This is a genomic window from Paenarthrobacter sp. NPDC090522, assembly GCF_044769225.1.
Taxonomy (GTDB): domain Bacteria; phylum Actinomycetota; class Actinomycetes; order Actinomycetales; family Micrococcaceae; genus Arthrobacter.
On sequence record NZ_JBIVXL010000010.1, the window covers coordinates 75003 to 92701 of the forward strand.

The following is a 17699-nucleotide window of genomic DNA, read 5'->3' on the forward strand; positions in this document are numbered from 1 at the left end:
GGCTGCGGAACCGTCGTTCCGGGGACCTCCGACGCAGGCAAAAGGAGTCAGGGGTATGAAACCCAGCCCTGACGCCACCACGACATCCGGAGCACCGGATTCGAAACGAGCACTGACATGGACAGGCCTGACGTGATCTCTCGTCGATCCGGCCGTCCGATTATTTGTCGCGTCCTTTGAATGGGAGCATGGATGCGTGTTTGTGCCGCCGTGCGTTGGGGTGAAGATGGTTTGGGCGCGTTGACGATTTCTTTCAGGACGGTGTCTGACGGTATTTGTCCAGGACGGCGGTGAAGTCTGCGATTGCCGATTCCGCCCAGCGATAGGTGCAAAGGTCAGCCCAGCCGATGGGGTACGCGTGTCCTGCTCTGACGGCGGGGAGGTTTTTCCAGCCCTCAAGCGTTACGACGTCAGTCAGGCCGTTGCCGGGCTGGCCGTCAGCGCCTGCGCGGTAGAGGATGATGTCGGAGTCAGAGAGTTCTTCGAGGCGTTCCAGTGACAGTTCCCGGGTATTGGTACCGTCGTCTATGCTGGCGGTGCCGAACCGTACGCCGAGGTCGCCGAGGACTACGCCGCCCGCGGATTTGGGAAGGTCGAGGGCGAAGTTTCCGGTCTGGCTGTAGTCGACGACGGATACGACCGTGGTGGAAAGCAGGTCTTGGTAGTCTGCTTTGGCCCGGTTGGCGGTTGCCGTGTACGAGTCGATCAGAGTCTGCAGCTTGTCCTTGCGGTTGACCAGGGCAGCTGTCTGTTCAAAGGGTCCGCGCCAGTCCCCTGATTGTCCGAAGTCGACTGAGGCCACGGGTGCTACGGCAGTGAGGGTGCTCAGCGCACCTTTGGAGTTGTCATACCGGCTGCCAGGAGTGGGTCCGAGGATCAGGTCAGCGTGCAGGTTGGCGACTTTCTCAAAGTTTGTTGAGGTAATTTCGCCGATGTTAGGCAGGTTTTTGAGCTGGTTCAGGTAGTCCGGGTACATCGTGCTCGCGTCGACCCAGGAATAGTCGATGCCCCCTGCCGGTTCAAGGCCAAGCTCGATCACGAAGATGGCGGTGAAGTAGTCGACGCAGACGATGTGGGATGGGTTGATGGGAACGGTGAAGGACCCGGCGGTGGTTTGGATGTTGTGGGTCGTCGGTGCGGGGTTTGCTGTCGTGTTCTCGGCACAGGCGGTCAGGGCCAGTAACGCCGCGGCTCCGATGCCTGCGGTGAGGAGGTTCCGCCGTGTCGGTGGGGTCTGCCCAAGGCGGCTGATGGGGTGGTGAGAAGCGGTGGGGGTCATTGTTTATTCTTTCTGTTATCCAGCCGGAACTGGCTGCGGGTGGGGTGGTTCGGTGCGTGGCCTCAGAGAAGGCGGGTTTAGTAGTGGCTTACTGGGATCCGGGCGCTTCCTATGGCGCCGGTGGATGGGAATCACCAGTGGGGTGCCTGTCTGAGGATCGTCAATGACTTCGCAGGCCAGACCGAAGACGTCTTTGACGAGGTCGGCGGTAACGATTGTGCTGGGCGGTCCCTGGGCGATGATGCGCCCCTCCCGCATGGCGATGAGGTGTGTGGCGTAGCGGCAGGCCTGATTGAGGTCGTGAAGTACGGCTACCAAGGTGTAGTCCTGGAATTCGTGGAGGTCGGCGCAGAGGTCCAGCACATCCGTCTGATAGGCGATGTCCAGGAAGGTGGTGGGTTCGTCCAGGAGCAGGATTTTGGTTTGTTGGGCCAGTGCCATTGTGATCCATGCGCGCTGACGTTGTCCGCCCGAGAGCTCATCGACGAAGCGATCGGCCAAATCCCTGATGCCCGTGGCCTCCATGGCGTCGGTCACGATCCGTTCGTCGTCGCGGGACCACTGACGCAGGAGGCGCTGGTGTGGGAAGCGTCCGCGCGCGACCAGGTCGGCCACGGTCATTCCTGTTGGCGCGGTGGGGGTCTGTGGCAGCAACCCCAGCTTGCGTGCAACTTCCTTGGAGGGCATGGACGTGATGGACTTTCCATCGAGGTAAGCGGTGCCTTCGGCCGGTTTGAGGGTTCGCGCCAAAGCGCTGAGAAGTGTTGACTTCCCGCAGGCGTTGGCGCCGACGATCACGGTGAATGATTGGTCCGGGATGACGACGTTAAGTCCGGAGCTGATCACACGCCGGTCGTAGCTGAGCGTGAGGCCACTGGCATGCAGGCGCGCGGCAGGGCCGGGTTCGTGGGGTGCGTTCATTTTCCGTTTTTCCATTCCTTTACCAGCAGCCAGCAGAGGTACATGCCACCGATCAGACCGGTCACCAGGCCCACGGGCAGTTGTAGGGGGAAGGCGCGTTGGGCTCCGAAGTCGCTGGTTGAAAGAAGCAGTGCTCCCATGAAGGCTGAAGGAACCAGCGGAACACCGCTGTTTCCTGTCAACCGCCGGCTCAGTTGTGGTGCGGCGAGGGCCACGAAGGCGATTGGGCCCGCGGCCGCTACTGCCGCGGCCGTGAGCGCCGAAGCCACTATGACCAGCCGAAACCTGGTGCGTTCCACCGCAATTCCCAAGGCCGTGGCCGCCTGATCGCCCATTTCCAGCAGGGCCAAGCTGCGGCCTGCAGTAAGAGTCAATGGAACCAAGAGCGCCAGGGCCACGGCCAATGGTGTCGCGACACCCCAGCCCGCACCGTTCAGGCTGCCTATCAGCCAAACCTGCGCGCTTTGTGCCTCGTACAGATTCGCGCGGACCAGCAAGTAGGCGGTGACAGAGCCGAGCATTGCGCTGATTCCGATGCCCACCAGGATCAACCGGTAACCGGCTGTTGCACCACGCCGGAAAGAAATCAGATAGACGACCAAAGCAGTGCCAAGTCCACCAACGATTGAAGCCCCAGCGATCTGGACCGGTCCGCCGCCAAACACCAGTATTTCCAACACTGCCGCGGCGGCCGCGCCGCTGGTGAACCCGACCACATCGGGGCTTCCGAGCGGATTCCGTGACAGACTCTGGAAAACAGCCCCGCTCAGGCCAAGAGCGGCACCGACCAGTACCGCCGTCACCACCCTGGGTAAACGCAGCGTGGACACCACGAATGACTCCAATCCCGTTCCGTGTCCGAACAAACTGTCCACGACTGCAGTCAGGGACAGAGAATAGTCCCCCGTCGTCAGGCTGAGAACAGCCACGATCACGAGGCCTGCAGCCAGAACAGCACAAACCGCCACAGCACGGGGCTGCCAACGGACCGAGAACCGCTCACCTGGCGTACGAAAAGTGCGCCCGCGGAGCACGGATCGATCAGGTGCCAGACCGCTCATAACTCAGGAATCCTGCGCCGGCGAGTCAGGAAGATGAAGACCGGCGCCCCCACAAAAGCGGTGACGATGCCGACTTGCACCTCCCCCTGGCCCGTGATGATCCTGCCCACCACATCGGCCGCGAGTAACAGGACCGGACCGAGAAGGAGCGCGTAGGGCAACACCCACCGGTGATCCGTCCCTGCCACGGCCCGGACAGCATGGGGTATGACCAGACCAATGAAACCAATGGGACCTGCAACGGCGGTTGCAGCACCGCACAAAAGCGTGATGGCAACAGCACCCAGGCGTCGTGTCCGGGCGACATTGCTGCCAAGGGCAACAGCGCTCTCATCGCCCAGTCCCAGAGCATTCAGCGCCCCCGAAAGACCCAATGCCAAGGCCAATCCTGCGGCCAGGAACGGCAGAACCTGGCTGACTGTTGGCATCTGCACGCCCGATAGCGATCCCACACCCCAGAACCTGAATTCGTCAAATACCCCCGGATTCAGCAGCGTCACTGCCGATACCGCGGACCCGAGCACAGCGCTGACAGCGGTCCCGGCAAGGGCCAGACGGACAGGAGTCGCGCCGCTCCTGCCCCGCGAACCCAGCAGGTACACCAACACGGACACCAGGCCAGCACCGACGAACGCGAACCAGACATACGATTCCAAGCTCGTGAAATGCCAGAGCCACACAGCAGCAACCACCGCGGCTGAGGCGCCCATGTTGATTCCAAGAATGCCGGGATCAGCCAGCGGATTTCTGGTCAGGGCCTGCATCAACACACCCGCGACCGCAAGTGCCGACCCCACCGCCACCCCCAGAACTGTCCGGGGCAGCCTCAATTCCGCAATCACGGCCCGTTCACCGGCACCACTACCGGGAACCAGAGCCTGGACGACGTCCCCCAAGGGTATAGGTTTGGCACCAACTGCGACGCTGATAACAACCACACCTAACAGCGACGCCGCACAAAGGACGAGCCCGGCGACCCGAAGCTCAATTATCCGATGCCTCCGCTGCGTGCCCGCAGGCCGGACTATGTCAGCGATGACCACGCCTATGTCGCTCCTTGCCTTCTTCGATGAAACAAGGAACGCGATTCATAAGCTTAGCCTTGCCTAAGTAAGGCTAAGCTGCCTGGGACGCGGCGAGCAAGGAGGGTGCCCGCCAACGTGTAGCGCGTACCCGCCAAACCGGTGGCGGCTGGAGCCGACAACATCCCGGGCAAACCATCCGCTATGGAGGGAGCTGTCATAAAGACAGCTGGTCGCCGCCGAAATACGCTGCAGGTGTGTGCCCCGTGGAACGATGAAAAGCCGCCACGAAGGCGCTCGGATTGGCGTACCCTACCCGATACGCGGCACCTGCCACTGAATGTCCCTCAGCCAGGAACCCCATAGCGGCCTGCAGCCTGGCGTGCAGCCGCCACTGGGCGAATGTCATCCCTGTTTCGGCCACGAACAGTCTCAGCAGGGTGCGAGGGCTGGAACCTACCACCCGCGCAAGTTCCTCGATCCCCCGTTTGTCCGCGGGATTGGCCGTGAGTAGGTCCGCTATGTCCCTGGCCCGATTGTCACGGGGTTGGCGCAATTCGATGGCTGCCTTGTTCGCCGGTTTCAGCACATTCAACAGAACGTTCTCAGCGTGCGTTCGCGCTGAAGGTTCCATTTCCTCTGCCAGATAATGAATCAAGTGGCTTGCCAGAGGTGAGACCGCGACGATAGTGGGTTCCGACCAAGCCACCGTGGTTTGGGAGGGTTCAAGGTAGATACCTTCCATGACGGAATCTCGCAGCGCCATCGATCCGTGCCATACCCCCGCAGGTATCCACAGCGCGAGCGTCGAGGGAAGTACCCAGTATCGCTCATCGACGTCCACCATCAGCACTCCGCTGCTGGCCCAAACCAGCTGATGCTCATCATGCATATGACGATGAAACTTCTGCCCCCGATCCATCTGAAAACGCTCAAGATCTATGACACTGCCCGCCATCGTCGATTCCTCCCGAGCAGTACCTGACCGATGAAAGATGCGGGACCGATTGGACCGTTGGCCGTCGACCAGCCCCATCGAGTGTAACCCCGCGCCCTGTCCGAGAACCTCGAACGAAGCCCCAAGAAGTAGACGGGTCACTTGAACGCGCCCTCGACCGGCTTGACCTCATTGCCACCGGGGACGGTCAAGATGAGCACAGAAGAAATGTTCCGACAATCTCCGAAGGATTCTGCGCATTGGTTACCGAGCGGAGTATGGTTCAGTATCCGATGCGGAGGGACATCCCCGGGGACGAGAAACGCGCCATCGCGCGTCCTGGAGAATCCCCCACCGCGGATATCTGCAGGGTGCCCATGCCGCCGCGCCACGACGCCGGTCACCGGGTTCCCTTCCGGTCCCTGTTCCGGGAGGGAACCACTGCTTCGGCCCGCTCCCCCGGGATCCATCCGTCTGTGCCGCGCTTCGGCCGGTGTCCAGGCTGCCGACGGCCGGGGAATCGTTCCGTGAGGGCGTCCCAGATACCTGACATGGACGCGCTCCGCATTTCGATGACCACGCGCTGAAGCGGGCACGTTCCGAGTACGTGCCCGCTTCGTGGCGGATGCTGGTGGGCTCAGGCGTGTTCGTAGGTCAGGCAGTCGGCGGCTTCAGCGCCCGGGCCGACCTTCACGTCGTGGGCCTCACACATGAGGTTGTTGTTGTGGACACATTCCGTGCGCTGACAAGCACCGACGTGTGCGAGGACCTTGGGAAGTCCTCCCATGGCGGTGGTGTCAATGAATGTGGCGCAGGACGCGTGGTCCTGGGTTCCGCCGATGGTGATTCCAAAGGCTGTGCATCCATTGTGGTTGAACCCGCACGAGCCAACGCTGCAGGCGGATACTTCGGCAACATGTTCTGTCATGGTTCCTCCTGGTCCGACGGGGATGGACACCCCGGCATACTCTTCAAGATACGCCCAAAACCAGCCTTCTGACCCGGTCGAATACCGTACGCGTTCATGCGCTATTTCCCATACGTCGGGACGCGAAAGGTGATCGCAGGCAAGAATACGAGCTGTTGACCGGTCACGGGCTTTGAGGGTGGTCCCGTTGGTGGCTCCCATGTGCCGTCCCGTTTCTAGGCGGCGAAGCCCGGAACCGGGTCAGGCCTTTACTGCGGCGCGTTCTTCGGCTGTCGGGATCTGCTCGATCCGGCCCAGCACCACCGTGTAGAAGATGATGCCGATGACCAGCATGATTCCGGCGACGATGAACGCCCAGGCGAAGCTGCCGGTGAACTGCACGATGAACCCGGTGACGATGGGAGCGGTCGTGCCGATGAGGTTGTTTACCGTGTTCATGACCGCACCTGTTGCGCCCACCGCGCCTTCGGGGGCGATAAGGGCCGGGAGCGAGTTCGTGACGCTGAACGTGATGGTGATGCCTGTGATTCCCAGGGTGATCCAGGTGAGGGACCAGAGGAGGTCGGTGGTGAACGCCGTTCCGATGATCGTGGTGGCAAGCATCATTCCGCCGATGATGAATATCCGTCGAACAGCCGTGCTGGACTTCCCGTTACGAATCATGCGGTCCAGCAGGTAGCCGGGAAGTAGATACTGCACGATGACGGCGAACAACCAGGGAATGGCGGTAAATAGCCCCGATTTTGCGACGTCCATGTGCATTTGGGATTGCAGGAAACCTGGCAGCCAGGTGAGTAGCATCCACTGTACGTAGCCGGCGCAGCCTAGTCCGAGCGACATGCCCCATACTTTGCGCTGGCGCAGGATGTAGCCGAGGTTAGCCAGAGGGTTGGGGGTGGGGGCATCTTCATGCTGCGCTCCACCGTCGAGGATATGGCGCAGTTCGCTGTCGCCCAGCCTGCCCTTGCGGTTCATCGCCTTTGGGTCGCGGTAGAAAACGAAGAACACCAGGAAGTAGATAAGGCTAAGGACGCCGATGGTGATGAACGCACCGCGCCACCCGAACAGGGCGACCGCGGCGCCAACAAGCGGGAAGCCGATGACGTTGGACAGGCGCTGGCCACTGTCGAAGATCACGGTGGCCATTCCACGCTCACTGCGCGGGAACCAGTAGCTTGTGGTCTTCATGGCTCCCGGAAAGATCGGCGCCTCGGCGAGACCGAGGATCAGCCGGGCGATGAGAAGCAGGCCCATGCCGCTGATCATGGCGGTGAGGAAGCACGAGATGGCCCACAGGAACGTTGCAGCCCGCATGACCCACTTGATGCCGATCTTGTCCAGCAGCATTCCCATGGGGATCTGCATGAGCGCATACGACCAGCCGAAGCTACCCAGAATGATGCCGATCTGACCCTCGGTGAGGCCGAATTCCATCCGCATGTCGTGTTCTGCGATGGACATGGAGCTGCGATCGATGTAGTTGATCAGCACCGCGAAGAACAACAGGATGCCAACCATCCAGCGGACGCGGCCAACCTTCTTGTGCTTTTGGGCATCTGGTCCGGTGGGTGGGGCCAGATCCTTCTGACCGGGGGATGGTTCGGTGGCATCTTGAACGGAAGACATGGGAGAAGACCTCTCTTGCTCGTCATCGAGTTGAGTCTGGGCACCTGCTCGGGAGAGGGTGCCTCAGAACTCTACGCTCCCAACAACATATTCCGCAATAGAGAAAATAAAATCCACAATGCGGAATTAATGGTGAGCGTTGAGGCGTGTCACTAACGCATGCCTGCAGAACCGTTGTCAGCCCGCCGGCCAACCAGCACCATTCAGGAAAGGCGTATCGGCTTAAAATAAGGATCATCCTGGCCCCAGGTCCAGCGCCTGACGTCATCATTGTCTGAAACCAAATTCCCACTCCTCTAAAGGAAGCGCCGGACTCCTGAAAAACGACGGCGTGGTGAGGGACGCTCTATTCGGGTTTGATGTAGGTGGCATGACTCAGATGGCATCTCTGGGAAATATCACCTGGTCACGGGGTCTCATAGCGGAATTCGACGAGCGGATGAGCAGCAGCCCCTCACTAGAGACAACGAGCACTGGCCTGTCCGCGCAGGTTCCGATCGTTTCTTCGTTGGTCGGCATGTCCTAATGGTGGGTAAACAGTGGTTTGCTTCTAGGCTGGGTTTCTTGGATTGGGGGCAAGGGTGCTGGATCAACTGACGTTGAAGTTGGTATTGACCGTGGTGACGGCCACGCTGTGTGTCTTGTTTTGGGATTCTTTTTTGAAGCGGCGTTCGGCCTACAGCGGCTGGTGGTGCGTTGCCCTGGGGGCATGGTTGGCGGCGGGCAACGCGGTGTACTTGCTGAAGGGCACCGTTTGGTCCGGCTTGGCCGCGCCGTTGGGTGATGCGTTGATGGTCGCTGGGGCATTCAGTATGTGGGGGGCGTTTCGTTCGCTGAGGTTTGCCCGGGCGCGGCGCTGGGCAGTCTGGGTGGCGGCGCTGATGGCTGCGGTCGGGTCAGCAGCGGAACGCCCCGGGGATGGTTTATGGACCGTGGGCCTGGTTTATCTGGGGTTAATGAGTGCCGGGATGGCGCTGGCAGTACGGGAGCTTGTGCTGCTCGATGCGGCCGGTTCCACTGCGCACCGGCCCGTCCTAGCTGCCGCGGCGGTCATGGTGGTCTATTTCGTCAGCCGAACGGTCGTATATGTGGTCGCTGGCCCGGCCAGCGAATTATTCGTCACCTTCTTTGGCCCCTCAGTGACGTGTCTATTGTTGTTGGTGCTGCTTTTGTTGGTTTCCTTCAGCATGAAAGCGCTCAATAACGACAACATGGCCAGTACCTGGCGCGAACTCGCCTCACGTGATGGCATGACGGGCCTGCTGAACCGGGGAACGTTCAACCATCAAGCCGTTGAAGAGCTCAGTCGGACCGCCGACGCCGGCGGGCAGGCCGTGCTGATCCTGGCCGATCTGGATCACTTCAAGTCCGTGAATGACACCCATGGTCATTCCGCCGGGGACGCCGTGATCAAGGCCTTTGCCGCTGCCTCTGTGGCCTCGGTGCGGCGGGCGGATCTCGTCGGGCGCTACGGCGGTGAAGAGTTCATTCTCCTGCTCCCAGGCACCACAATTGACAGGGCCTTGGCCGTTACCGGAGACATCAGCCGCCGGCTCGCCGACGCTGTGATGGCACACGGGAACCCCCCGACCGCCAGTTACGGGATTGCCTCCACCGCAGAACACGGCCCAGACCTCGAGGCTTTGACACTGGCAGCTGACGATGCTTTATACCGGGCCAAGGCAGCAGGACGAAACCAGGCGGTTACAGCACCTCCGGCAAAGGCGCCGGGAGCAGAACACAATTGAGACCCAGCTAACGGATGGAGCTTTCGACGAGTCAGCCCACACTACGCCCCGACAGTGTCCTCTCCCGGGATGCGCAGGTGCTTGATTTCGGTATCTTCGGTTCGTGACACTGCCCGTAATGAGAACTCTTTGAAAGACCCGGGCACCTTGTGGCGCGCGTTGAATCGCTTACAGCCCTGATCGTGAATCGCCAGCATTTTACAGAGACAGAACACGTACGGCTCACGGCGGATGGACCGTCCCGGAACTGAAGGATCTGGGATGGCCGGCGGGCTCACGTGTCAGGAATAACCCGGCGCCGCAGAGAGAGTAAAGCTCCCACAATCAAATAGTTCGGGCGTTGTGGACCCGGTAGCATGGGCCCGCACCTGGGAAGGTGTGACGCGGACTTCCGGAAACCCGGAGGCAAGCTGATTCGCCGCGGCTACGTCGAAGACCCACCTTGAGAACCACGTCAACAGATCTCGTTTGGGGGGAGGAGCCTTTAGGGAGTAATGAGTTGCTCTCGGAGTTGTTTCAGACCATCCCGAATCCTGGTTTTTATGGTGGGGAGCGGTTTTGATAGTTTTTCGGCGACCTCCCGGTAGGTGAGGGGGCCGAAGTACGCAAGGACAATCGCTTCGCGCTGCAGCGGTGATAGTGCCGCGAGTGAGTCCATGAGTTGCAGCGCTTCCAGCCGGTCCATGAAGACGGTTGCTACCTCGTCGTAGGGGCGGGTCCAGGAAGCGGCGGCCCATCGTGAGTTTCGGTCGGCACTGCTTTGATGTGAGCGGACCTTGTCCACAGCTTTGCGGTGAGCGATCGTCATCAACCACGCGGTTGGGCTTCCCAGTTCAGGGTCGTATTTTGCTGCGTCCCGCCACACCACCATGAAGACTTCCTGGATGACCTCCTCGCTGAGGTGCGGATCGATCACCACGCGGCGAACCAACCCGAACACCCGGCGCGAAGTGCGCCGGTAAAACTGGGTGAAAGCCTCTTGACATCCCTGCCCAGTCTCCCGAAGCAACCCCATGAGGCACGTCGCAGTGTCATCGGGTGCGGGAGGGGAGAACTCAGAGCCACCAGCATCAGCGGATACAAAGCTCTGCCCCGCAGCTTCCACGCTTTTGACCGGCGTCATGAACTGCCCCGGATAACATCCCGGACCGGTAGTCCACCCTGCGGCGCGGCGGTGCCGTCCAGGGCGGACCCGATTGGGTCCGTAAGGCTCTCAGGGAAGTCGGTGCGTTCGCCCGCGGCATCGCAGCACCCAGTCCGCGAAACTTCGGTGAAACCAGTCAAGACACTCACGACTCCGTAGGTAAGCAACTGCAGGAACATTAGCAAGCATACATATAGCTAGACTATCTAACTAGATTTAAAGTCAATTTCTGATCAGTAGCGTTTTTCGGGAGCCATGTTTTCCTCACGCGATAAGTCAACGACAAGTTGCTCGATGGTCAGCAGATGGCCGTTAGCAACGACCATTTGTCAGCCCATGAGTCGGGCCTCGGTCACCGGCTTTCGCGAGGCTGGTCTCACAATCCAGGAAGGCCCAACCCCGATGCGCTCAGAAGCCGTGGCCCTTCCACCCCGTTGGGCTTCTGCGGCGACATGCCGGGATTGCCACACTGACAGCCAATTCTTTGGATTGGCTGTCAGGCCATCCGGACCTGTCACAGTCAAACCTGATCCGTCCACAGACTGCTTGCGGCTACCCCTGGTGGGCGGTGGAATGCCGAGGGCGAACCTTGGACCTGGATCGTCATCAGTGTTCGAACTCCCGGCTGCGGCCCTTCGGGTTGCCCGGTGAGCGACCCATCAGCAGCCGATCATGGATCACCTCGCCTTCCTCCCAATGGACGACGCAATCACGAAGAACTTCCCGCCTCATCTACCACCGCCTTGCTGTTCGGATCCATGCCCAGTCGGTCGCTGTCGGTTCCACGACTCCATCAGAACCCATACCGTCCAGATCCCGTTTACCCGCGCACCGAGCCACATAAGTCCCCAACGTCCGGATTCAAATCATCAGACTACTTAGTAGTACAGTCAGTGTGTGTCCCGTCTGGTCCCCCATCAGGCGGGACACGCCCGCTCCGGGACACGATCCTCCCGCTGACAATTCACAGCACCGACAAGCTTGGGCGCCCCCGACCACCAAACACCATGTGGGACAGGCCGCCCGGCCCCATTCTTCCACCGGTGTGGCGGCCCCGCTTGAGCGGCCCTTTGCGTCGCGTCCCTAATACCTGTAGCGTCAGATAGTAAGGACCCTGATTATCAAGGGCGGAGGCTAGGGATGGATACGACACATGGTCAACGTTCCAACGCCTCGGGTGCGGCATGCACCAGCGCCTCCGATCGTAGGCTTTCGCTCCCATGCTTCGCGCCGCCACGGATGCATGGGGTTCGATCATGACCGTCCACGCTGAACAGTCCGAAGAATCCCTATGGCCCACAAGCAGCCTGCTGTCGGCGGCCGCCAGGCTCTTGGGGCGCCGCTGGAACGACGAACTCCAAGGTCTTGGACTGAGCGTGGCTTCGGTGACGGCGCTGGACGCTCTGGCCGTCAAAGGCACGACGACCCAGGCCGCCCTGGCCAGAAGTATACGTATCCAACCCCAATCACTGGGACCGACGCTGCATCTGCTTGCATCCATGGGGCACGTCAGCATCATCGACAGCGGACACGGCAGGTCCAGGCACGAGGTGACCATTACGGGCGCCGGAGTCGCGCTGTTGGAAAAGGCCCGGGGTATCGAACGAGCGTTACTGTCTGGACTGTGCGCTGACTCCCTCAAGTTTCGGGATGACCTCGAAGGGATCGTGCGCGGGATAGGTCAACCGGCGCTTCCCCCTGGAGCGGCACCACAGATGAAATTTTGGACCCTGCCGGAGGAACAACACCGAGCACAATAACTTGCCTGGTTCATTGCAATTGACGCGCGGCATCGTGTCGGTTGCCCGGAGATCAGGCGGTATGTGAAGCCGGCCCGTCGTCCACATCCTGTCGAATCGGAGCCACCAGGTCCGGGTCCTCCAGCAGAGGAAAGCTGTTCATGACGTAGTCGCGGGCGGCGGGTCCAACCATTCGCAGGCCGGGATAGACACGTATCCCGTCGCGGTCCAGAACAGTCAGTCCTGCGGTCTGCACGTCGGCTGCGAAGACGGAATCCGGGGCCGGTATCTTGTTTCCGAGCCTGCACCAACTGATGTACAAGCCATAGAGCGCGTCACTATCGAGCCCTTCCTCAGTGTCTTCTTCGAAGTACACGGAATCGGCCAGGAAGCTGCTGATGTGGGTTTTGGTCATTTAAGGGGCCTTAATCTGCAGTGGGCACCGGGCGGCCGGTCTGCATCAGCGAGTGCCCTCACCCCCTCACTATAGGCTGCCCCGCTTCAAATTCAGCCGGACCTTCCTGGACCAGCAGTGCGAACCGTCCCGATTCGGTCGGACTTCTCCGTTGCGTGTCGGCCTGAGATATCGACCACTGACCGGGCGGCCCGGCCGGTCCGGCAATCGCCCCCGGTCCCCGTTGTCCATCCACGGCAGAACATCGTTCGGTCCCGGACCGCAACCGTTGCACAGACACACAGGCCGCCCGGGCAAGCCCGTCTGCTCGAGCCGAAACCGTCCACTTGAGCACCTAAAGCAAGGTGGCTGCGGGTTTCTTGAGGTTTTCCTGACGCAGTCCTGCAGCTTTGCAGGATTCTGTCTTGATCCGTGCCCGTCAGAGTATTTCTTGTCAGCCAGTAAGGCTGGAAACAAGGAAACGGCCGTCCGGGGAAACGGTGGCCACGTTGAAAAGGACACTGATTCACATGGCCATCAGCCTCAAGACCACTTCCGGCAAGATCCTCGCCTCCGTCGCGCTGGTCGGCACCGCGGCCGCCGTCGCCAGGATGGGCACCTATGGTGCGTTCACTTCCTCCACCTCCGCCTCCCAGGCCGTGACCGCCGGGACCGTGACCATCGCCCTGGGCGCCGGGGCATCAAACACCCTGAACGTCCCGGTCGCGGGCCTGCTGCCCGGCGACAAGGTCGAAAAGCTCGTCACCCTGGCCAACACCGGCAACTCGGACCTGAACAACGTCACCCTCACCACCTCCGCCGGCGCCACTTCTTCCTTGCTGACCACCGACACGACCAATGGTTTGCAGCTGACCATCGAGAACTGCTCCGTGCCGTGGACCGGGTCCGCTGCCCCGTACACCTGCGCAGGGACCAAAACCACCGTGCTGGCCTCGGCCCCGGTGATCGGCGCGAACAAGGTCCTGAACAACCTGACCTCCCTGACCTCGGCCAAGACCGACAACCTCAAAGTCACCACCGCGTTCCCCACCACCGCAGACAACACCTTCCAAGGCGCCACCTCCACCATCGCCTTCTCCTTCACCGGCACCCAACGCACCGAAACCGTCAAGTAACCAGGGCGATTCCGGGCTTCACGCCCCGGAGGTCCGGCCTGTTTGCCCTTCGGCCGGGCCTCCGGACCATTTCTTGAGCAAGTCTTGAGGAAGTTCAGCACCCTGTCTTGATCCTCACGGAACAGGGTGAACGCACAAGGAACAGTTCCCCCGAAGGAGGGGCCGTGAACGGCACTTCAGAACTTAGCCACCGCATCCGGGCCGCGCACGGACCGGCACTGGATGAGCTCATGCGGGAACTGAGCTTCTGCGCGCCGGGGCCGACCGGGATCCACATCGACCGGAGGCTCGGCCGCATCGGCCCGGTTCCCTCGGTCACCCACACCGGAACTTACCTCACCGTCGTCGCGGACCTTGAAGACCTGTACCGGTTCAGCTCCTCTCGCGAAGTGACGGGCTGCTGCGTCACCATCGGCATGGCCGGACACCGCCGCCAAACCGGCACCTTGACAACACTGGTCCCAAAGGAATGCGAAGCCTGGGTCGAGGCAATCCTGGGTCATCAATGGATGGCGCACGTCTACCGGGTGGAACCCCACCGCAAAGGCATGTACTACCGGGTGTTCCTCGATGACACCCAATCCCCCGTGAGCAAACCGGCCCAGGTCCCCGACGACTCCGTCGAACTACTGCACAGCCACCACCTCCGGAGCCTCTGAACCACGACCCCTACCAACGTCACTCCCGCCGTGTCCCCTTCATCCTTTTCCTGTTCCAGGAGATTTCTGAGCGAATCTTGAGGCTAACCAGTACGAATGCCTGAGCCAGGCCCTTCAGACTCGTAACCGGAACAGCAAGAGAACCACTAACGAGGAACGCCAGGATCATGAGCGCACTGACCAGCATCAACACCCCCGCCCTCCATGGCCGGCGTTCCGCCGCCAAGCCGGTGCAGCCCGCCAAGCCGATGCAGCCCGCCGAGTCCGGCGCCCCCACGACCACCGCCGTGAAGCAGTCCGCGGCGGTACTGAAGCCCACAGCAGCAACCCCACCGGACGCCGTCGGGGTTTCCACGAAAGCAGCTCCCGGTGCGTTTGGCCGCATCGCGGGCAAGACGTTCAAAGTCGTCGGCGCCGGCATGCTGGTGCTCGCTGCGCTGGCGTTCGTTTTCCTCGCGATCGGGCCGCGCATCCTGGGCTACCAGACCTCCACTATGCTCACCGGTTCCATGGCCCCGCTGATCAACCCGGGCGACGTCGTCGTGACCGTCCCGATGCTGGTCAAGGACATCAAGGTGGGCGACATCATCACCTACCACATCCCGGTTGAGGACCAGCGCGTGGAAACGCACCGCATCACCGAGATCACCACCACCGCCGATGGCGGCGTAGCCGTGCAGACCAAGGGCGACGCGAACAACGGGATCGACCCCTGGATCGCCACCCTGCAGGGCCAAACCGTGGACAAGCAAGTCGCCACCATCCCCTACGTCGGCAACGCCATCCGTGCCCTGCGCGAACCGGTCGTGGCGAACATCCTCATGTACGGCGCCCCGGCCATCCTGGTCATCGGAATGCTCGCCTCCATCTGGACCAAGGACTCCGCCAAGGCCTCGTCCGGGGAATCGGCAGCAGTGCAGGCGGCCAGCGGTGAGTGAGGAATCGGACGGCGTCGTCCCGGTCCTGGACCAGGTGACCCTGACGGTGCTGGCAGAGGAGTTGAACGACGCCGTGGCGTTCCTTCGCTTCCTCCTCCGCTACTTCCGGATGCTTCCCGGCAGGACAGAACGAATCCTCCATGCCCTGGAGCAGCGGGACACGGCGCAGGCGATGGACGCTGTGCTGAGCCTGAGGATCTCCTCGGCCATGGTCGGGGCCCTCGAGATCGAAGAGCAGTGCCGGACCCTTCAGGACATGGTCCACTCGGGGTCCTGGCCTGCCGCAGCACACCAGGGGCCGCGGTTGCAGCGCACGGTGGACCGGTTCAGGGGCAGGGAAGAACGGTTGCTGCGCGAGGCCGAAGAACTCACCCGCACCACCTAACCCCTGTGTTCGGGCGAGCCCGTTCGGGCCTGTCCGCCCGGGGCGGATCAGCGGCGGAAGAGCCCGGGGTCCCGGTGGTGTGCGGGTTTCGTTTATCAGGCCGGCGGGCTCTGCAGGAGTTTGGTGATTTCCTCGTTGCTGAGCTTCATCCATGCCGACCCTGAAGATCCTTGCAGGGCTGCTGCCGGGCTGTCGCCCTGAACCCACCATTTCGCTTCGAAAACGTGACCGTCGAGCATGACCCGGTCGCCCTTGCGGTACACGGTCCCGGCCACCCAAGCCGGGTAGGTCCCTACGGGCACGGTCACCTCAGGCACAGGTCTATCGCCCGGGAGCACGGGGCCGATGAGTTTCCAGGGTGTCTGGGATCCTTCGCTGACCGGGTCATTGGGCACGTTGTTCTTGGTCCACCATTTGGCTTCGTAAACGCTTCCCTGCCAGACGGTCCTGTCTCCTTGAACGTAGGTCGCCTCCGCTGACCAGATCTGGTACGGGCTCGTCGCCGGGTCATCGACCACGGGCCTGGCTGTGGAAGTCGGATCCTCTGTTGAAGGCTGTGTCGGTGCCGCTGTCGTGGAGGCCAGGCCTCCGCTGAGGATCTTCGAGAAGCGCGACTGTCCTTGGTCCACGCCGCTGCAGGCGTCCGAGACCACGGTGAGGTTGGGATAATTGGGTCCGCATTCGGCGTCCCGGTTCAAAGACCACATCGATAGCCTGCCCACACCTTTGTCCTGCGCGAAACTGCTCAGGGACTGGGCGTCGGCCACGGTGAACACATCGGCCACTACATCGTTTTGGCCGATCATGGGAGTCAGGCCGATCTTCCGCCAGAGGGTCTGGTTTCCCAGGTCCTGACCGGCAGCCCCGTACACCCGCCCCAGTTGTTCGTGGGTGGCTTCGGCCGCGGCGGTCGTCGCTTCGAGCATCGATTGGCCGGGCACGCGGCTGGTCCCGTAATCCATGGTCATGATGTTCACCCCGGCCAAGTCGACCCCGGCGCCGAGCATGTGCGTCACCGCGGCGGTCCCGTCGGCGGTCAATCCGGTCGGTGCGACGGGCAGGGTGAGCCAGACCGCCAGAGGTTTCCCGGCATCCCTGCGCTGTTTTTGGATGGCAGCGATGGCAGCTGCCCGGCGTTTAGTCCCCTCTTGATCGGACAGGGCGGTCCCCTCCACATCCAGGTCGATCGTGGCAAGGTCGTAACGGTCCACCACGGAGGAGTAAGCGGCCTGCAGCTTGATCGAGTCGGTGCAGGAAGTGGCAAGTTCCCGGTTGGACTGGCCGCCGAAGGAGACGCTCACGTCCCCGCCGAGTTGACGTAGACGCGCGATCCTGCGGTCAAGGTCAAGGCCCGACGCCGCCGTGTCCAGGCTGTAGAAGGTCCCCCAGGACGGTGCGCACCCGTCTTTGTTGTCAGCGACGACGAACGAGAGCACCACGGACTTCGCATCGTCACCGACGGGTTGTTCGAAGGCGTACCTGGGCGTGGCCGTCACATCCACATATCCGCTGAACAGCGACGGTGAGGCCGCGGCACTGCGCGCATCGGCGGCGGACCGCCACGCCACGACACCAGCGCCAACCACCAGTACAAGCACGGCAAACAGAATGCTCAAGCGCACATACGACAACCTGCGGCCCGGAAAATGCTGTGACACATGACCCCCCAATGACATCTGAAACCCTGCGTGGACGTGCCACCGGGATTACGCTGTCGAATCAGCCAAACAAACCACCGACCCGACCCTGACGGGGCCCGGTCAATTCTTCACTGTCGTGGAT

General features: G+C 61.8%; 17 protein-coding genes. 6 read left to right on the forward strand and 11 right to left on the reverse strand.

The genetic code is table 11. The features are described from left to right. Positions 1 to 253: 253 nt before the first annotated feature. The 7 genes from ACIQT2_RS14625 to ACIQT2_RS14655 form a co-directional block, all read right to left on the reverse strand. The gene (locus tag ACIQT2_RS14625; RefSeq protein ID WP_402947677.1) at positions 254 to 1279 is read right to left on the reverse strand and encodes an ABC transporter substrate-binding protein; all 1026 of its coding nucleotides are present in this window, start codon (positions 1277 to 1279) and stop codon (positions 254 to 256) included. A gap of 15 nt (positions 1280 to 1294) precedes the next feature. Continuing rightward, complete coding sequence (locus tag ACIQT2_RS14630) at positions 1295 to 2200, reverse strand: ABC transporter ATP-binding protein (protein WP_402947679.1); 906 nt, start codon at positions 2198 to 2200, stop codon at positions 1295 to 1297. Continuing rightward, positions 2197 to 3261 carry a FecCD family ABC transporter permease gene (locus ACIQT2_RS14635; protein WP_402947682.1) on the reverse strand — a complete coding sequence of 355 codons (1065 nt, stop codon included), beginning with the start codon at positions 3259 to 3261 and terminating at the stop codon, positions 2197 to 2199. Before ACIQT2_RS14635 ends, ACIQT2_RS14630 begins: the two co-directional genes overlap by 4 nt. Then, positions 3258 to 4304, reverse strand: coding sequence for a FecCD family ABC transporter permease (locus ACIQT2_RS14640; RefSeq protein ID WP_402947684.1), 1047 nt, complete (start codon positions 4302 to 4304; stop codon positions 3258 to 3260). The genes ACIQT2_RS14635 and ACIQT2_RS14640 overlap by 4 nt, the downstream gene beginning before the upstream one ends. 196 nt (positions 4305 to 4500) lie before the next feature. Then, positions 4501 to 5241, reverse strand: coding sequence for a helix-turn-helix domain-containing protein (locus tag ACIQT2_RS14645; protein WP_402947686.1), 741 nt, complete (start codon positions 5239 to 5241; stop codon positions 4501 to 4503). 616 nt (positions 5242 to 5857) lie between these two features. Continuing rightward, positions 5858 to 6148: a DUF1540 domain-containing protein gene (locus tag ACIQT2_RS14650; protein WP_402947689.1), complete on the reverse strand. Its 291-nt coding sequence runs from the start codon at positions 6146 to 6148 to the stop codon at positions 5858 to 5860. Between the two features lie 240 nt (positions 6149 to 6388). Further along, entirely contained in the window at positions 6389 to 7774 is a 1386-nt protein-coding gene (locus ACIQT2_RS14655) for an MFS transporter (protein ID WP_402947692.1), read from the reverse strand. A gap of 581 nt (positions 7775 to 8355) precedes the next feature. Between ACIQT2_RS14655 and ACIQT2_RS14660 the strand changes: the two genes are divergently transcribed. Further along, positions 8356 to 9522: a GGDEF domain-containing protein gene (locus ACIQT2_RS14660; protein ID WP_402947695.1), complete on the forward strand. Its 1167-nt coding sequence runs from the start codon at positions 8356 to 8358 to the stop codon at positions 9520 to 9522. A 484-nt stretch (positions 9523 to 10006) separates the two neighbouring features. On the opposite strand, the gene ACIQT2_RS14665 is transcribed toward ACIQT2_RS14660, so the two are convergent. Both ACIQT2_RS14665 and ACIQT2_RS14670 read right to left on the reverse strand, forming a co-directional pair. Then, positions 10007 to 10645 carry a sigma-70 family RNA polymerase sigma factor gene (locus tag ACIQT2_RS14665; RefSeq protein ID WP_402947697.1) on the reverse strand — a complete coding sequence of 213 codons (639 nt, stop codon included), beginning with the start codon at positions 10643 to 10645 and terminating at the stop codon, positions 10007 to 10009. Positions 10646 to 11272: 627 nt separating this feature from the next. After that, entirely contained in the window at positions 11273 to 11398 is a 126-nt protein-coding gene (locus ACIQT2_RS14670) for a hypothetical protein (protein ID WP_402947700.1), read from the reverse strand. Positions 11399 to 11922: 524 nt separating this feature from the next. Between ACIQT2_RS14670 and ACIQT2_RS14675 the strand changes: the two genes are divergently transcribed. Then, positions 11923 to 12426, forward strand: coding sequence for a MarR family winged helix-turn-helix transcriptional regulator (locus tag ACIQT2_RS14675; RefSeq protein ID WP_402947703.1), 504 nt, complete (start codon positions 11923 to 11925; stop codon positions 12424 to 12426). Between the two features lie 52 nt (positions 12427 to 12478). Here ACIQT2_RS14675 and ACIQT2_RS14680 read toward each other — a convergent pair whose 3' ends face one another. After that, positions 12479 to 12820, reverse strand: a complete 342-nt coding sequence (locus ACIQT2_RS14680) for a hypothetical protein (RefSeq protein WP_402947706.1) — start codon at positions 12818 to 12820, stop codon at positions 12479 to 12481. A 509-nt stretch (positions 12821 to 13329) separates the two neighbouring features. Between ACIQT2_RS14680 and ACIQT2_RS14685 the strand changes: the two genes are divergently transcribed. From ACIQT2_RS14685 to ACIQT2_RS14700, 4 genes are all read left to right on the forward strand, one after another. Then, the gene (locus ACIQT2_RS14685) at positions 13330 to 13935 is read left to right on the forward strand and encodes a TasA family protein (protein WP_402947709.1); all 606 of its coding nucleotides are present in this window, start codon (positions 13330 to 13332) and stop codon (positions 13933 to 13935) included. Between the two features lie 164 nt (positions 13936 to 14099). Continuing rightward, positions 14100 to 14594, forward strand: a complete 495-nt coding sequence (locus tag ACIQT2_RS14690; protein ID WP_402947711.1) for a hypothetical protein — start codon at positions 14100 to 14102, stop codon at positions 14592 to 14594. A gap of 167 nt (positions 14595 to 14761) precedes the next feature. Then, a complete protein-coding gene (locus ACIQT2_RS14695; RefSeq protein WP_402947714.1) occupies positions 14762 to 15532 on the forward strand; it encodes a signal peptidase I in 771 nt (256 codons plus the stop codon). Beyond that, a complete protein-coding gene (locus ACIQT2_RS14700) occupies positions 15525 to 15917 on the forward strand; it encodes an Hpt domain-containing protein (protein WP_402947717.1) in 393 nt (130 codons plus the stop codon). Before ACIQT2_RS14695 ends, ACIQT2_RS14700 begins: the two co-directional genes overlap by 8 nt. Before the next feature lie 95 nt (positions 15918 to 16012). Here ACIQT2_RS14700 and ACIQT2_RS14705 read toward each other — a convergent pair whose 3' ends face one another. Next, positions 16013 to 17539 carry a chitinase gene (locus ACIQT2_RS14705; protein WP_402947720.1) on the reverse strand — a complete coding sequence of 509 codons (1527 nt, stop codon included), beginning with the start codon at positions 17537 to 17539 and terminating at the stop codon, positions 16013 to 16015. Positions 17540 to 17699: the final 160 nt, after the last annotated feature.